The organism is Paenibacillus sp. S-38 (assembly GCF_049942825.1).
GTDB lineage: Bacteria > Bacillota > Bacilli > Paenibacillales > NBRC-103111 > Paenibacillus_G.
Genome location: NZ_CP187970.1, coordinates 7,723,938 through 7,737,797 on the forward strand (window position 1 = coordinate 7,723,938; position 13,860 = coordinate 7,737,797).

At 48.6% G+C, this 13,860-nt stretch carries 25 protein-coding genes; all 25 read right to left on the reverse strand.

Annotation, left to right across the window (positions count from 1 at the left end; all coding sequences use genetic code 11):
- Positions 1–15 precede the first annotated feature (15 nt).
- The 25 genes from rpmD to ACP26L_RS33830 all read right to left on the reverse strand — a co-directional run bounded on the left by rpmD (position 16) and on the right by ACP26L_RS33830 (position 13,773).
- Entirely contained in the window at positions 16–204 is a 189-nt protein-coding gene (gene rpmD, locus ACP26L_RS33710; RefSeq protein ID WP_014372559.1) for a 50S ribosomal protein L30, read from the reverse strand.
- Positions 205–214: 10 nt separating this feature from the next.
- The gene (gene rpsE / locus ACP26L_RS33715) at positions 215–712 is read right to left on the reverse strand and encodes a 30S ribosomal protein S5 (RefSeq protein ID WP_013921144.1); all 498 of its coding nucleotides are present in this window, start codon (positions 710–712) and stop codon (positions 215–217) included.
- A gap of 30 nt (positions 713–742) precedes the next feature.
- Positions 743–1,111: a 50S ribosomal protein L18 gene (rplR, locus tag ACP26L_RS33720; RefSeq protein WP_426449935.1), complete on the reverse strand. Its 369-nt coding sequence runs from the start codon at positions 1,109–1,111 to the stop codon at positions 743–745.
- A 64-nt stretch (positions 1,112–1,175) separates the two neighbouring features.
- The gene (rplF, locus tag ACP26L_RS33725; RefSeq protein ID WP_426449936.1) at positions 1,176–1,718 is read right to left on the reverse strand and encodes a 50S ribosomal protein L6; all 543 of its coding nucleotides are present in this window, start codon (positions 1,716–1,718) and stop codon (positions 1,176–1,178) included.
- Between the two features lie 30 nt (positions 1,719–1,748).
- Positions 1,749–2,147, reverse strand: coding sequence for a 30S ribosomal protein S8 (gene rpsH / locus ACP26L_RS33730; RefSeq protein ID WP_013921148.1), 399 nt, complete (start codon positions 2,145–2,147; stop codon positions 1,749–1,751).
- Between the two features lie 33 nt (positions 2,148–2,180).
- Positions 2,181–2,366: a type Z 30S ribosomal protein S14 gene (locus tag ACP26L_RS33735; protein WP_010498863.1), complete on the reverse strand. Its 186-nt coding sequence runs from the start codon at positions 2,364–2,366 to the stop codon at positions 2,181–2,183.
- 50 nt (positions 2,367–2,416) lie between these two features.
- A complete protein-coding gene (rplE, locus tag ACP26L_RS33740; protein WP_426449937.1) occupies positions 2,417–2,959 on the reverse strand; it encodes a 50S ribosomal protein L5 in 543 nt (180 codons plus the stop codon).
- Positions 2,960–2,991: 32 nt separating this feature from the next.
- Positions 2,992–3,345, reverse strand: a complete 354-nt coding sequence (rplX, locus tag ACP26L_RS33745) for a 50S ribosomal protein L24 (protein ID WP_426449939.1) — start codon at positions 3,343–3,345, stop codon at positions 2,992–2,994.
- A gap of 39 nt (positions 3,346–3,384) precedes the next feature.
- Positions 3,385–3,753, reverse strand: a complete 369-nt coding sequence (gene rplN / locus ACP26L_RS33750; RefSeq protein WP_013921151.1) for a 50S ribosomal protein L14 — start codon at positions 3,751–3,753, stop codon at positions 3,385–3,387.
- Between the two features lie 43 nt (positions 3,754–3,796).
- Positions 3,797–4,060 carry a 30S ribosomal protein S17 gene (rpsQ, locus tag ACP26L_RS33755; RefSeq protein WP_013921152.1) on the reverse strand — a complete coding sequence of 88 codons (264 nt, stop codon included), beginning with the start codon at positions 4,058–4,060 and terminating at the stop codon, positions 3,797–3,799.
- A 23-nt stretch (positions 4,061–4,083) separates the two neighbouring features.
- Entirely contained in the window at positions 4,084–4,284 is a 201-nt protein-coding gene (rpmC, locus tag ACP26L_RS33760; RefSeq protein ID WP_013921153.1) for a 50S ribosomal protein L29, read from the reverse strand.
- Positions 4,274–4,708 carry a 50S ribosomal protein L16 gene (rplP, locus tag ACP26L_RS33765; RefSeq protein WP_014653005.1) on the reverse strand — a complete coding sequence of 145 codons (435 nt, stop codon included), beginning with the start codon at positions 4,706–4,708 and terminating at the stop codon, positions 4,274–4,276. Before rplP ends, rpmC begins: the two co-directional genes overlap by 11 nt.
- 2 nt (positions 4,709–4,710) lie before the next feature.
- On the reverse strand, positions 4,711–5,376 hold the full coding sequence (gene rpsC / locus ACP26L_RS33770) for a 30S ribosomal protein S3 (protein ID WP_013921155.1): 666 nt from the start codon (positions 5,374–5,376) through the stop codon (positions 4,711–4,713).
- Between the two features lie 13 nt (positions 5,377–5,389).
- Entirely contained in the window at positions 5,390–5,725 is a 336-nt protein-coding gene (gene rplV, locus ACP26L_RS33775) for a 50S ribosomal protein L22 (RefSeq protein WP_426449940.1), read from the reverse strand.
- Positions 5,726–5,772: 47 nt separating this feature from the next.
- The gene (gene rpsS / locus ACP26L_RS33780) at positions 5,773–6,054 is read right to left on the reverse strand and encodes a 30S ribosomal protein S19 (protein ID WP_426449942.1); all 282 of its coding nucleotides are present in this window, start codon (positions 6,052–6,054) and stop codon (positions 5,773–5,775) included.
- Positions 6,055–6,093: 39 nt separating this feature from the next.
- Positions 6,094–6,924: a 50S ribosomal protein L2 gene (rplB, locus tag ACP26L_RS33785; RefSeq protein WP_014372561.1), complete on the reverse strand. Its 831-nt coding sequence runs from the start codon at positions 6,922–6,924 to the stop codon at positions 6,094–6,096.
- Positions 6,925–6,954: 30 nt separating this feature from the next.
- Positions 6,955–7,245, reverse strand: coding sequence for a 50S ribosomal protein L23 (gene rplW / locus ACP26L_RS33790; RefSeq protein WP_013921159.1), 291 nt, complete (start codon positions 7,243–7,245; stop codon positions 6,955–6,957).
- Positions 7,245–7,868, reverse strand: a complete 624-nt coding sequence (gene rplD / locus ACP26L_RS33795) for a 50S ribosomal protein L4 (RefSeq protein WP_426449943.1) — start codon at positions 7,866–7,868, stop codon at positions 7,245–7,247. The genes rplW and rplD overlap by 1 nt, the downstream gene beginning before the upstream one ends.
- A gap of 24 nt (positions 7,869–7,892) precedes the next feature.
- The gene (rplC, locus tag ACP26L_RS33800; protein ID WP_426449944.1) at positions 7,893–8,519 is read right to left on the reverse strand and encodes a 50S ribosomal protein L3; all 627 of its coding nucleotides are present in this window, start codon (positions 8,517–8,519) and stop codon (positions 7,893–7,895) included.
- A gap of 54 nt (positions 8,520–8,573) precedes the next feature.
- Positions 8,574–8,882, reverse strand: coding sequence for a 30S ribosomal protein S10 (gene rpsJ / locus ACP26L_RS33805; RefSeq protein WP_013921163.1), 309 nt, complete (start codon positions 8,880–8,882; stop codon positions 8,574–8,576).
- A gap of 241 nt (positions 8,883–9,123) precedes the next feature.
- Complete coding sequence (tuf, locus tag ACP26L_RS33810; protein WP_013921164.1) at positions 9,124–10,314, reverse strand: elongation factor Tu; 1,191 nt, start codon at positions 10,312–10,314, stop codon at positions 9,124–9,126.
- A gap of 35 nt (positions 10,315–10,349) precedes the next feature.
- Complete coding sequence (gene fusA, locus ACP26L_RS33815; protein WP_426449945.1) at positions 10,350–12,425, reverse strand: elongation factor G; 2,076 nt, start codon at positions 12,423–12,425, stop codon at positions 10,350–10,352.
- 43 nt (positions 12,426–12,468) lie between these two features.
- Complete coding sequence (gene rpsG, locus ACP26L_RS33820) at positions 12,469–12,939, reverse strand: 30S ribosomal protein S7 (RefSeq protein WP_426449946.1); 471 nt, start codon at positions 12,937–12,939, stop codon at positions 12,469–12,471.
- Positions 12,940–12,984: 45 nt separating this feature from the next.
- Positions 12,985–13,404, reverse strand: a complete 420-nt coding sequence (gene rpsL, locus ACP26L_RS33825; RefSeq protein WP_013921168.1) for a 30S ribosomal protein S12 — start codon at positions 13,402–13,404, stop codon at positions 12,985–12,987.
- A 117-nt stretch (positions 13,405–13,521) separates the two neighbouring features.
- Positions 13,522–13,773: a ribosomal L7Ae/L30e/S12e/Gadd45 family protein gene (locus ACP26L_RS33830; RefSeq protein ID WP_426449948.1), complete on the reverse strand. Its 252-nt coding sequence runs from the start codon at positions 13,771–13,773 to the stop codon at positions 13,522–13,524.
- Positions 13,774–13,860: the final 87 nt, after the last annotated feature.

The window sequence follows — 13,860 nt, forward strand, 5'->3', positions numbered from 1 at the left end:
CTATATGGTAAAGCTTTACGCTTCGATTTCTTTAACTTCTACCAAGTGAGTCACTTGGTTAACCATGCCGCGGATAGCAGCATTGTCTGCTTGTGTTACCGTTTGATGCAGCTTGCGGAGTCCAAGAGCGGCAACAGTACGACGCTGCGTTTCAGGACGACCGATCAGGCTGCGCTTGAGGGTAATTTGCAATTGCTTAGCCATGGTATCCCTCCTAACCTAAGAGTTCTTCAACGGTTTTTCCGCGAAGCTTAGCAACGTCTTCCGCACGCTTCAGGCGTTGAAGGCCTTCAAGAGTCGCGTTAACCATGTTCATGGAGTTGGAAGAACCCAGGGATTTCGTCAGAATATCACCTACGCCAGCCAGTTCAAGTACCGCACGAACAGGGCCGCCGGCAATTACTCCAGTACCTTTGGATGCAGGCTTCAGAAGAACTTGACCTGCGCCGAATTTACCAGTTACCAGGTGAGGAATAGTAGTTCCGACGATAGGAACGTGAATCAGGTTTTTCTTTGCATCTTCGATACCTTTGCGGATCGCATCAGGTACTTCGGAAGCTTTACCGATTCCAGCGCCTACCCAACCGTTGCCGTCGCCAACAACCACAAGAGCGCTAAAGCTGAAACGGCGTCCGCCTTTTACAACTTTAGCAACGCGGTTGATCTGCACAACTTTTTCAGACAATTCTAAAGTATTGGGATCAATACGCAAGTGCTTTACCTCCTTATGTGTAAATTTGAATTAGAATTCAAGACCAGCTTCGCGAGCAGCGTCAGCCAGAGCCTTAACACGTCCATGGTACAGGTATCCGCCACGGTCGAATACGACTTGAACTACGCCTGCTGCTTTAGCACGCTCAGCAATCAGGGCACCGACTTTCGTAGCAGCCTCAGCGTTGCCGCCGTTGCCGATTCCGGCTTTCAGTTCCTTGTCCTGAGTGGATGCGGAAGCGATGGTTACACCCTTCACATCGTCAATCAGTTGAGCGTACATATGTTTAGAGGAACGGAAAATGTTGAGACGAGGACGCTCAGCCGTTCCTTGAATTTTCTTACGAACGCGAAGATGTCTTTTCAGACGCGCCTTGTTTTTGTCCGCCTTAGTAATCATTCGAGTTTCACTCCTTTCGAGTTCGGTCAGAAGCTTCGGGGCTAGGCCGTAAGCCTAGGCCACCTTACTTCTTCTTACCAGCCTTACCTTCTTTGCGAATGATGCGTTCGCCTTCGTACTTAATACCTTTGCCTTTGTAAGGCTCTGGTTCACGAACGGAACGAATCTTTGCAGCGATCGCGCCAACGGCTTCTTTATCGATACCTTTAACGATGATCTTCGTGTTCGAAGGAACTTCGAACTCAATACCGTTCTCAGGTGTGATTTCAACCGGGTGGGAGTAACCTACGTTCAGAACCAGCTTGTCGCCAGTTTTATTAGCACGGTAACCTACGCCGACCAGCTCAAGGTTCTTTGCGAAGCCATCCGTTACACCACTAACCATGTTTTGTACAACACTGCGTGTCGTACCATGCAGGGAGCGATGCAGCTTGTTGTCAGAAGGGCGCTCTACTGTCAGGACATTGTCCTCAACGCTGATCTTCATATCTTTGTGAAGCTCACGGGTCAAGGTACCTTTCGGGCCTTTAACCGTAATTACTGTATTGTCAAGAGTCACGTTTACTCCGCTTGGGATCGTGATCGGTTTGCGACCAATACGGGACATGTTTGCACCTCCGTTCTTTCTAAATCGATATTACCAGACGTAGCAGATAACTTCTCCGCCGGCTTTAGTTTGACGAGCTTCCTTGTCTGTCATAACCCCTTTGGATGTAGACAGAATTGCGATGCCGAGACCGCCGAGTACGCGAGGTACTTCCTGGCTTTTCGCGTAAACGCGAAGACCTGGCTTGCTGATTCTTTTCAGACCCGTGATAACACGCTCTTGATTCGGACCGTATTTCAGGAACAAGCGGATGATGCCTTGCTTGCTGTCTTCGATATATTCAGCGTCACGGATGAAGCCTTCCTTCTTGAGGATCTCAGCGATTTCGCGCTTGACCTTCGAAGCCGGAATTTCAACAGTCTCATGACGAACAACGTTAGCGTTACGAATGCGTGTAAGCATATCTGCAATTGGATCGGACATAACCATGTGTTGTAAACCTCCTTCCCGAAACTTTGAGTTTTACCAGCTTGCTTTTTTAACGCCAGGAATCTGGCCTTTGTATGCTAATTCGCGGAAACAAATTCTGCAAATTTTGAATTTCCGGAGTACGGAATGGGGACGACCGCAGCGCTCGCAGCGAGTATATGCCTGCACTTTGAATTTCGGAGGACGCTGCTGCTTAATCTTCATCGAAGTTTTTGCCACTTCAGTTTACACCTCCAAAGTTTCCGTAGGAAACTGCTCGTTTCTACTTATTATTTAGTGAACGGCATGCCGAGCTGCGTGAGCAATTCACGGGACTCTTCGTCCGATTTAGCCGTAGTTACGATTACGATATCCATACCACGAACTTTATCCACTTTGTCATACTCAACTTCAGGGAAAATGAGTTGTTCTTTCAGACCAAGTGTATAGTTACCGCGGCCGTCGAACGCTTTGTTCGATACACCACGGAAGTCACGTACACGTGGAAGTGCAACATTGAACAGCTTGTCGAGGAAGTGATACATGCGCTCGCCGCGGAGCGTCACCTTCACACCGATCGGCATGTTCTCACGGAGTTTGAAACCAGCGATAGATTTCTTAGCTCTCGTGATAACCGGCTTTTGACCGGCGATCAGCTGCAGGTCAGATACAGCAGTATCAAGCACTTTGGAGTTCGAGACAGCCTCGCCCACACCCATGTTGATAACCACTTTCTCAATCTTAGGAACCTGCATAACCGTAGAATAGTTAAACTTCTGCATCAGGGCAGGAGTGATTTCGTTAAGGAAACGTTCTTTCATTCTTGCAGCCATGAATCCGAGTACCTCCTTTCTTACCTTTACGATTAATCGATAACCTCGCCGGATTTCTTCGCGACGCGGACTTTCTTACCGTTCTCAAGCACTTTGTAGCCTACGCGAGTTGGTTGGCCGCTCTTAGGATCAACCAGCATAACGTTGGATGCGTGGATAGGAGCTTCCTGGTTAAGGATGCCGCCTTGTGGATTCTGCTGTGAAGGCTTCGCATGCTTCTTGATCATGTTCACGCCTTCTACCAGCACACGGTTCTCACGAGGGAAAGCTGCGATTACGCGGCCTTTTTTCCCTTTGTCCTTACCCGTGATCACGATAACCGTATCCTCTTTTTTCACGTGCAGTTTATTGTTATGGGACTCGAGTTTTTTCGGTTGCTTTGGCATTGTGGTTCCACCTCCTGAACAAGACGTTCACTGCTGATATTAGATAACTTCCGGAGCCAGAGATACGATCTTCATGAAGTCTCTGTCACGAAGTTCGCGTGCAACTGGTCCGAAGATCCGAGTACCGCGCGGGCTCTTATCTTCTTTAACGATTACAGCTGCATTCTCGTCGAATGTGATGTAAGAACCGTCTTTCCGGCGAGCACCGCGTCTCGTACGGACAACAACAGCCTTAACTACATCACCCTTTTTGACAACGCCACCTGGTGTTGCTTCTTTCACGGAGCAAACGATCAAGTCGCCGATGTTAGCTGTACGACGACCCGTACCACCCAACACTCGGATACACATGAGCGATTTAGCACCAGAGTTATCAGCTACGTTCAAGCGTGTAAATGGTTGAATCATTGTGTATTTCCTCCTTCCGGCCTTGATTTACCGAACCTTTATATTAAACGATAACCGCTTTTTCGACCACTTCAACCAGTCTCCAACGCTTATCCTTGGAGAGTGGACGAGTTTCCATGATTTTCACAACGTCACCAATCTTAGCTTCGTTGTTCTCATCATGGGCTTTGAATTTCTTCGTATATTTAATACGCTTGTGGTAAAGGTCGTGTTTTTTGTAAGTTTCTACAGCTACAACAATGGTTTTATCCATCTTGTCGCTAACGACTTTGCCCAGCTGCGTCTTACGCTCGTTGCGTTCAGCCATGTGAGATCCTCCTCTCTCATTCATTAACTAGTGATTCCCAATTCTCTTTCACGCAAAACAGTTTTTGCCCGGGCAATCTCTTTGCGGACTTTCTGAATTTGTACGGGATTATCCAGTTGACCGGTAGCCAGTTGAAAACGGAGGTTAAAGAGCTGCTCTTTAAATCCGGCAATCTTTTGTTCGATCTCAGCAGTGGTTAGGTTGCGAAATTCACTAGCCTTCATTTGCTTCACCACCTACATCTTCTCTTTTCACAAACTTCGTCTTGATTGGCAGCTTGTGAGAGGCAAGACGCATAGCTTCACGGGCAATCTCTTCGCTTACACCAGCAAGTTCAAACAGAACTTTGCCCGGCTTCACAACAGCTACCCATTTCTCTACGTTACCTTTACCGCTACCCATCCGGACTTCAAGCGGCTTTTGAGTAATTGGCTTGGAAGGGAAGATCTTAATCCAAACTTTACCGCCACGCTTGATGTAACGAGTCATTGCAATACGAGCCGCTTCGATTTGACGGTTGGTTACCCAAGCCGGTTCCATAGCCTGGAGACCGAACTCACCGAAATGAACCTCTGCGCCACCCTTTGCACGACCGCGCATATTGCCGCGGTGCTCTTTACGGTGTTTTACACGTTTAGGAACTAACATGATTAGTTGCCTCCTTCCGCAGCAGCCTTTTTCTTAGCCGTTGGAAGAACTTCGCCACGGTAGATCCATACTTTTACGCCGATACGACCATAGGTTGTATGAGCTTCTGCAGTACCGTAATCGATATCCGCACGAAGAGTATGAAGAGGTACCGTACCCTCGCTGTATCCTTCCGTTCTGGCGATTTCAGCACCGCCAAGACGACCGCTAACCGATGTTTTAATCCCTTTTGCGCCGGAACGAATCGTTCTTTGGATCGATTGCTTCAGTGCACGACGGAACGATACGCGACGCTCCAGTTGTTGTGCAATGCTTTCTGCAACCAGAATCGCATCCAGTTCAGGGTTCTTCACTTCGGAGATGTTGATGTGAACCTTTTTGCCGTTAGTCAGCTTGGAGAGGTAGCCGCGGATCACTTCTACTTCAGAGCCGCCTTTACCGATAACCATGCCTGGCTTCGCAGTATGAATCGTAACGTTTACGCGGTTAGCTGCACGCTCAATTTCAATACGGGAAACGGCAGATTCTTTCAATTTTTGCTTCAGATATTCACGGATCTTAACGTCTTCCATCAGCAGATCGCCGAAATCTTTGCCGGCATACCATTTGGACTCCCAGTCACGGATGATACCGATACGAAGTCCCACCGGGTTTACTTTTTGACCCACACGTTGTCCCTCCTTATTTCTCAGATACCACTAAAGTGATGTGGCTGGTACGTTTATTGATACGGCTCGCACGACCCATTGCACGAGGACGGAATCTCTTCAATGTTGGCCCTTGGTCTACAGTAGCTGTAGAAACGACCAGATTGTTTACATCCAGGGAATAGTTATGCTCTGCATTCGCAATAGCCGAGTTCAGCAGCTTCTCTACGATTGGGGAAGCCGATTTCGGAGTGTGACGCAGAATTGCGATAGCCTCACCCACCTGCTTACCGCGGATCAGATCAACCACGAGCTGAGCCTTACGGGGAGCAATTCGAACATATCTAGCAATAGCTTTAGCTTGTTGCATGGAAGTACCTCCTCTCAATTACGAAATCATTTGATTCCCGATCCAAATTAGCGCTTGCCCGTTTTCTTATCCGAATCAGCATGACCTTTGTAAGTACGGGTTGGAGCAAATTCACCAAGCTTATGTCCGACCATATCTTCAGTCACGTATACCGGCACATGCTTTCTACCATCATAAACAGCGAAAGTGTGACCGATGAATTGTGGGAAAATCGTGGAACGGCGAGACCAAGTTTTGATAACCTGCTTTTTGGAAGCTTCGTTCATATCTTCAACCTTCTTCAGAAGGTAGCCATCGATAAAAGGACCTTTTTTCAAACTGCGACCCATGCGTTGTTCCTCCCTTCTTTAAGCAAAGCGTAAATCGTATTACTTCGTGCGACGACGAATGATGTACTGATTCGAAGCTTTGTTCTTCTTGCGAGTCTTGTAACCGAGTGTCGGCTTGCCCCAAGGAGACATTGGAGATTTGCGTCCGATCGGGGAACGGCCTTCACCACCACCGTGTGGGTGATCGTTAGGGTTCATGACGGAACCGCGAACTTCCGGTCTTTGTCCGAGCCAGCGGGAACGGCCAGCTTTACCGATTTTAATGAGCTCGTAATCCTCGTTACCAACGGAACCAACGGTAGCGCGGCAAACTTTCAGGATTCTTCTCATTTCGCCGGAGGAAAGACGCACGATAACGTACTGATCTTCTTTACCGAGCAGTTGAGCTTCCGTACCAGCAGCGCGAACCAGTTGGCCGCCTTTGCCTGGCTTCAGCTCGATGTTGTGGATAACCGTACCGACAGGAATGTTCTCCATCGGAAGGGCGTTACCGACCTTAATATCAGCCGTAGGGCCGGATACTACTTGATCGTCCACTTTCAAGCCTTTTGGAGCGATAATGTAACGCTTCTCGCCATCCACATAGTGGATCAGAGCGATGTTAGCGGAACGGTTCGGGTCGTACTCGATTGTAGCAACGCGACCTGGTATTCCATCTTTGTTACGCTTGAAGTCAATAATCCGGTATTTACGCTTGTGTCCGCCGCCTTGATGACGAACCGTAATTTTACCTTGGTTATTACGTCCAGCTTTTTTGCTCAGAGGAGCAAGCAGCGATTTCTCCGGAGTGGATGTTGTGATTTCTTCGAATGTCGAAACCGACATCGCACGTCTCGCAGGTGACGTTGGTTTGTACTTTTTAATTGGCACGTGGATTCCCTCCTTACTTTAGAAAATTACTTATACCGATTCAAAGAATTCCAGTTCTTTGCTGTCCGCACTAAGGGTCACAATGGCTTTCTTCCATTCGGAAGTATAACCGGAGTAACGGCCATAACGCTTCGGCTTCGCCGGCATTCTCAGCGTGTTAACATTCGAAACCTTCACTTTGAAGATTTGTTCGATTGCTTGTTTTACTTCCGTCTTGTTGGAACGGATATCAACTTCGAACACGTATTTCTTGTCCGCCATCATTTCGCTGGAACGTTCGGTAATGATCGGGCGCTTAATAATATCGCGAGGGTTCTTCATTACGCAAACACCTCCTCTACCTTTTGCACCGCGTCCTTCGTAATGATCAGCTTGTCGTAGACCATAACATCCAGTACGTTGATTCCTTCAGCGACAACGAACTTCACGCCAGGAATGTTACGTGCAGAGAGTGCTACATTCTCTTCATAAGCAGCCGTTACAACCAGAGCCTTGCGATCCACTTTAAGGTTATTCAAAATTGCCGCAAATTCTTTTGTTTTTGGAGCAGCCAGTTGAAGCTGGTCAAGAACGATAATCTCGCTCGACTTCACCTTGGAAGACAACGCAGATTTGATCGCCAGACGACGAACCTTCTTAGGCAGTTTGTAGGAGTAGCTGCGCGGAGTTGGTCCGAAGACGATACCGCCGCCTTTCCATTGCGGGGAACGGATGGAACCTTGACGGGCACGACCTGTACCTTTTTGTTTCCAAGGCTTACGGCCACCGCCGCGAACTTCCGAACGACCTTTGGTTTTGTGCGTACCTGCACGAAGGGATGCGCGCTGCATCAGAACAGCTTCATTCAAGACATGAAGATGAGGCTCGATACCGAATACCGATTCAGCCAGCTCCACTTCACCAACTTGAGCACCACTCACATTAAATACCGCTACTTTTGGCATGTGTTATCCTCCTTTCTTGCTATCTTAAGCTTTTACCGTCGATTTAACGGTAACGTAGCTGTTCTTAGGACCAGGAATGGAACCTTTGATCAGAAGCACGTTACGCTCAACGTCGATCTTTACAACTTCAAGACCTTGGATCGTAACCGTCTCCGAACCCATATGTCCTGGCAGGTTCTTACCTTTTGGTACACGGTTTGCCTGGATGGAACCCATCGAACCCGGGCCACGGTGATAACGGGAACCGTGAGCCATAGGACCTCTGGATTGGTTGTGTCTCTTGATAACACCCTGGAATCCTTTACCCTTGGAAGTGCCTGTTACATCAACGAATTCACCTTCAGCAAACACGTCAGCTTTGATTTCCTGGCCAACTTCGTAGTCGGAAATCGCAACACCGCGAAGCTCTTTAACGTAGCGCTTAGGTGTTGTGCCTGCTTTCTTAGCGTGGCCCAACTCCGGTTTGTTTGCGTTTTGTTCTTTCTTATCGGCAAAACCGATTTGGATGGCCTCGTACCCGTCGTTCTCAACATCCTTCTTCTGCAGCACTGTGCAAGGACCTGCTTGAACAACTGTTACCGGTACAACCAATCCTTCGGGAGTAAACACTTGAGTCATCCCAAGTTTCTTACCTAAGATACCTTTAGTCATCGTTGACACCTCTTTTCCTCTCTTGCTTTGCTCTAGTTATTCACAATGTGTATATTACAGTTTGATTTCGATGTCCACACCGGACGGCAGATCCAGACGCATCAGTGCATCAACGGTTTGCGGCGTCGGATTAACGATATCGATCAAACGCTTATGTGTACGCATCTCGAACTGCTCACGCGAGTCTTTGTACTTGTGTACCGCACGGAGAATGGTAATGATCTGCTTCTCAGTTGGAAGCGGGATCGGACCAGAAACTCCAGCACCGGAACGCTTGGCTGTATCCACAATTTTCTCTGCGGATTGATCCAGAACTCTGTGATCATAAGCCTTCAAACGAATACGAATCTTTTGCTTTGCCATAGTATTCCCTCCTTTTATCGCCCAATTTAGTATCGGACATACTCCGTGAAAATCTCCTGACGCCGCCCCTATGGCAAAGGGGCCGGGTGTGTCAGCAACCTCTCACTTCATCGCAACGTCTCAGACCAACGTTCACTATTATATTAAATCTAGAAGAAAAAAGCAAGCAAAAAATGCACTCTTGCCCAAAATAAAATAAAAGCCCTTCATCCTAAGGATAAAGGGCTCTTACACAAGTTAATTACTTGCTGATGGAAGCAACTGCGCCTGCACCAACTGTACGGCCGCCTTCGCGGATAGCGAAGCGAGTGCCTTCCTCGATAGCGATCGGGGAAATCAGCTCAACCGTTACAGTGATGTTGTCGCCTGGCATAACCATCTCGGAACCTTCAGGCAGGTTGATGATACCTGTTACGTCCGTTGTACGGAAGTAGAACTGTGGACGGTAGCCAGTGAAGAAAGGCTTGTGACGGCCGCCTTCTTCTTTTGTCAGAACGTAGATTTGTGCGGAAAAGTTCGTGTGAGGCTTAACCGAACCCGGCTTCGCCAGAACTTGACCACGCTCGATGTCCTTACGGTCTACACCACGAAGCAGTGCGCCGATGTTGTCGCCGGCTTGAGCGGAGTCCAGAAGCTTACGGAACATCTCAACGCCTGTAACAACGGACTTGCGAGTTTCTTCAGCCAGACCGATGATTTCGATCTCGTCGCCGACTTTGATAACGCCACGCTCTACACGGCCTGTAGCAACGGTACCACGACCAGTGATCGTGAACACGTCCTCGACTGGCATAAGGAAAGGCTTGTCCGTGTCGCGCTCTGGAGTTGGGATGTAAGTGTCGATCTGCTCGAACAGTTCAACGATCTTCTCAGCCCAAGGACCATCTGGGTTTTGCAGAGCTTCACGAGCTGCACCGCGGATGATTGGAGTGTCGTCGCCTGGGAACTCATACTCGTTCAGCAGGTCGCGAACTTCCATTTCAACAAGCTCGAGGAGCTCTTCGTCTTCAACCATATCACACTTGTTGAGGAATACAACGATGTATGGTACGCCTACTTGACGGGAGAGCAGGATGTGCTCACGAGTCTGTGGCATTGGGCCGTCAGCTGCGGATACTACGAGGATCGCGCCGTCCATTTGTGCTGCGCCGGTGATCATGTTTTTAACATAGTCGGCGTGGCCAGGGCAGTCAACGTGTGCGTAGTGACGGTTTGGAGTTTCGTATTCAACGTGTGCAGTGGAGATTGTGATACCACGCTCGCGCTCTTCTGGTGCTTTGTCGATTTGGTCGAATGCTACAGCTGCGCCGCCGTATTTCTTGGACAGAACAGTTGTGATTGCAGCCGTCAGGGTAGTTTTACCGTGGTCGACGTGACCGATAGTACCGATATTAACGTGCGGCTTATTACGTTCAAATTTCGCTTTTGCCATGGAAAGACAGCCTCCTTAAGTAACTGATTTTATATTTAGGCACCTTTGTTCTTCGCGACGATTTCGTCAGCAATGGACTTAGGTACTTCTTCATAGTGGGAGATTTCCATCGAGTAAACGCCGCGGCCCTGTGTACGGGAACGCAGAGTTGTCGAGTAACCGAACATTTCGGAAAGAGGTACCTTCGCACGGATGATTTGCGCACCGAAGCGAGCATCCATACCTTCGATACGTCCACGGCGGGAGTTAAGGTCACCCATAACGTCGCCCATGTACTCTTCAGGTACAGTGACTTCTACCTTCATGATCGGCTCAAGAAGTACAGGTCGGCACTTCTCAGCTGCTGCTTTAAGAGCCATGGAACCTGCGATTTTGAACGCCATTTCACTGGAGTCCACATCGTGATAGGAGCCATCGACAACAGTAGCTTTGATATCCACAAGTGGGAAACCTGCGTATACGCCGTTCTTCATGGATTCTTCAATACCCGCTTGAATTGGAGCGATAAATTCTCTAGGAATCGATCCACCCACAACCTTGCTTTCGAATTGGAATCCAGTCCCTGGCTCAAGCGGTTGGAATTCAACCCAACAATGGCCGTACTGACCGCGACCGCCGGATTGGCGAACGAACTTGCCTTCGACCTTTGCTGCTTGTTTAAACGTCTCGCGGTATGCAACTTGCGGCTTACCTACGTTAGTCTCAACTTTGAACTCACGAAGCATACGGTCAACAATGATCTCCAGGTGAAGCTCACCCATACCGGAGATAATCGTTTGTCCAGTTTCTTCGTCCGTATGTGCACGGAACGTCGGATCTTCCTCGGAGAGCTTGGACAGAGCAACACCCATTTTATCTTGGTCCGCTTTCGTCTTAGGCTCAACCGCCAGTTGGATAACCGGCTCAGGGAAGTTCATCGATTCGAGAACTACAGGGTTCTTCTCATCACACAGTGTATCACCAGTTACGGTTTCTTTCAAACCAACGGCAGCTGCAATATCACCAGAGTAAACGATACTGATTTCTTGACGGCTGTTCGCATGCATTTGAAGAATCCGGCCGATTCTTTCACGTTTGCCTTTAGTGGCATTCAACACATAGGAACCCGAGTTCAGAACACCGGAGTATACGCGGAAGAATGTCAGCTTACCGACAAACGGGTCTGTCATGATTTTGAAGGCGAGTGCCGAGAACGGTTCATCGTCAGACGATTTACGAATAACTTCTGTACCGTCTTCGAGCGTACCTTTGATATCTGGTACGTCGATTGGAGCAGGCAGGTAGTCAATAACCGCATCAAGCATCATTTGAACGCCTTTGTTACGGTAGGAAGATCCACAGATAACTGGGAAGATCTTAACGTTTACTACGCCTTGACGCAGCGCACCCTTAATCTCTTCAATAGTCAACTCTTCGCCTTCCAGGTACTTCATCATGAGCTCTTCGTCCAGTTCTGCAACCTTCTCGACGAGTTCAAGACGAAGCTCTTCCACCTTATCCTTGTACTCAGCCGGCACTTCGGATTCGATTGGATCCTTACCCAAGTCATCCTGGTATACATAGGCTCTGCGCTCAACCAGGTCGATTACGCCTGCGAAGTCATTCTCAGCGCCGATTGGCAGTTGAATAGCAACCGCGTTGGCACCAAGCTTCTGACGCATCGATTCGATAACTTGAAGGAAGTCCGCACCGATAATGTCCATCTTATTGACGTATGCAATCCGTGGAACACTATAACGGTCCGCTTGTCTCCAAACGGTCTCGGATTGTGGCTCGACGCCTTCTTTCGCACTGAACACGCCTACGGCTCCATCCAATACGCGCAGGGAACGTTCTACTTCAACTGTGAAGTCAACGTGACCCGGGGTGTCGATAATATTGATGCGGTGACCTTTCCACTGAGCGGTCGTAGCGGCGGAAGTAATCGTGATTCCGCGCTCCTGCTCCTGCTCCATCCAGTCCATCGTAGCAGCACCTTCGTGAACTTCACCGATCTTGTGCACGCGGCCCGTGTAGAACAGAATACGCTCGGTCGTGGTCGTCTTACCGGCATCGATATGCGCCATGATCCCGATATTGCGCGTATCTTTTAGAGAAAACTCTCTTGCCATCAGGGAATCTCCTTCCTATACATTAGGAATTTGAATTAGTATTCTACCAACGATAGTGAGCGAACGCTTTGTTGGCTTCCGCCATCTTGTGCGTATCCTCACGCTTCTTAACAGAAGCGCCAGTGTTGTTGCTTGCATCGATAATCTCTTGAGCAAGTCTCTCTTCCATCGTCTTCTCACCACGAAGACGGGAATAGTTGACGAGCCAACGCAGACCCAATGTAGTACGACGCTCTGGTCTTACTTCGATTGGCACCTGGTAGTTCGCGCCCCCCACACGGCGAGCTTTGACTTCAAGAACCGGCATAATGTTCTTAATTGCTTGTTCGAACACTTCCATTGGCTCTTTACCCGTACGCTCTTGAATGAGGTTGAAGGCGTTATAAAGAATAGCTTGCGCTACCCCCTTCTTCCCGTCATACATGATACGGTTGACCAGGCGAGTAACCAATTTGCTGTTATACACCGGATCGGGCAATACGTCTCTGCGAGTAACTGGACCTTTACGAGGCATAGTTATCCCCCTTTCTCAAAAAATCATTCGGATTTTGATAGATTATTACTTCTTCACTTTCGGACGCTTCGCGCCATACTTGGAGCGAGCTTGCTTACGGTTGTTAACGCCTGCTGTATCCAGCGCACCACGAACGATGTGGTAACGTACACCCGGAAGGTCCTTTACACGACCGCCGCGGATCAGTACTACGCTGTGCTCTTGCAGGTTGTGTCCGATACCCGGAATATAAGCTGTAACCTCAACACGGTTAGTCAGACGAACACGCGCATACTTACGAAGAGCGGAGTTCGGCTTCTTTGGCGTCATCGTACCTACACGAGTACACACACCGCGTTTTTGTGGCGAGCTGATATCCGTCGATTCTCTTTTCAAAGCGTTGAAGCCTTTTTGGAGAGCCGGGGATTTGGATTTCACAACTTTAGCTTCCCGTCCTTTACGAACGAGTTGGTTGATTGTTGGCATTTTGGCCACCTCCTTCAATGGGATAATTCATCAATTTCAAGTCCACAGATCCAGGCGAATCGTAAATGAACAAATGAAAAGTTTTTGCCCTTGAAATTCTCTTCTCAGACAAAAACATTAGTCGTTCACTACGGCCGCCACAGCGGCGCCTACTTCGATTCCACACGCTTTACCTAACAATTTCATGGATTCCACGTATGTTACATTAACCCCCATTTTCTTGCAAAGGTTAACCATTTTTATCGTAATTCGCGGATCTGCATCTTTGGCTACAAAGACTTCCAAGGCCTTGCCCTGTTCAACCGTCTTCGTCGCTTGCTTGTTGCCTATAGACAGCTTCGCCGCCTGCTTCACTTTATCATAAGACATGAGGCATATCCTCCAAAGTAGAACAGGTCAGGAACCATGTGCTTTGGCACACTTGGATATATTATCACTTCAACCAGACTGTGTCAA

Coding starts and splice junctions, on each gene's coding strand:
- rpsS (WP_426449942.1), bottom strand. CDS start 6,054: ATGGGTCGCAGTTTGAAAAAAGGTCCTTTTATCGATGGCTACCTTCTG.
- ACP26L_RS33830 (WP_426449948.1), bottom strand. CDS start 13,773: ATGTCTTATGATAAAGTGAAGCAGGCGGCGAAGCTGTCTATAGGCAAC.
- fusA (WP_426449945.1), bottom strand. CDS start 12,425: ATGGCAAGAGAGTTTTCTCTAAAAGATACGCGCAATATCGGGATCATG.
- rpsL (WP_013921168.1), bottom strand. CDS start 13,404: ATGCCAACAATCAACCAACTCGTTCGTAAAGGACGGGAAGCTAAAGTT.
- rplR (WP_426449935.1), bottom strand. CDS start 1,111: ATGATTACTAAGGCGGACAAAAACAAGGCGCGTCTGAAAAGACATCTT.
- rplX (WP_426449939.1), bottom strand. CDS start 3,345: ATGCCAAAGCAACCGAAAAAACTCGAGTCCCATAACAATAAACTGCAC.
- rpmD (WP_014372559.1), bottom strand. CDS start 204: ATGGCTAAGCAATTGCAAATTACCCTCAAGCGCAGCCTGATCGGTCGT.
- rpsJ (WP_013921163.1), bottom strand. CDS start 8,882: ATGGCAAAGCAAAAGATTCGTATTCGTTTGAAGGCTTATGATCACAGA.
- rpsQ (WP_013921152.1), bottom strand. CDS start 4,060: ATGGCTGAACGCAACGAGCGTAAGACGCAGCTGGGCAAAGTCGTTAGC.
- rpmC (WP_013921153.1), bottom strand. CDS start 4,284: ATGAAGGCTAGTGAATTTCGCAACCTAACCACTGCTGAGATCGAACAA.
- rplV (WP_426449940.1), bottom strand. CDS start 5,725: ATGCAACAAGCTAAAGCTATTGCTAGATATGTTCGAATTGCTCCCCGT.
- rplD (WP_426449943.1), bottom strand. CDS start 7,868: ATGCCAAAAGTAGCGGTATTTAATGTGAGTGGTGCTCAAGTTGGTGAA.
- rplC (WP_426449944.1), bottom strand. CDS start 8,519: ATGACTAAAGGTATCTTAGGTAAGAAACTTGGGATGACTCAAGTGTTT.
- rplW (WP_013921159.1), bottom strand. CDS start 7,245: ATGAAGAACCCTCGCGATATTATTAAGCGCCCGATCATTACCGAACGT.
- rplN (WP_013921151.1), bottom strand. CDS start 3,753: ATGATTCAACCATTTACACGCTTGAACGTAGCTGATAACTCTGGTGCT.
- tuf (WP_013921164.1), bottom strand. CDS start 10,314: ATGGCAAAAGCGAAATTTGAACGTAATAAGCCGCACGTTAATATCGGT.
- rplE (WP_426449937.1), bottom strand. CDS start 2,959: ATGGCTGCAAGAATGAAAGAACGTTTCCTTAACGAAATCACTCCTGCC.
- rpsH (WP_013921148.1), bottom strand. CDS start 2,147: ATGGTTATGTCCGATCCAATTGCAGATATGCTTACACGCATTCGTAAC.
- rplP (WP_014653005.1), bottom strand. CDS start 4,708: ATGTTAGTTCCTAAACGTGTAAAACACCGTAAAGAGCACCGCGGCAAT.
- rplF (WP_426449936.1), bottom strand. CDS start 1,718: ATGTCCCGTATTGGTCGCAAACCGATCACGATCCCAAGCGGAGTAAAC.
- rpsG (WP_426449946.1), bottom strand. CDS start 12,939: ATGCCTCGTAAAGGTCCAGTTACTCGCAGAGACGTATTGCCCGATCCG.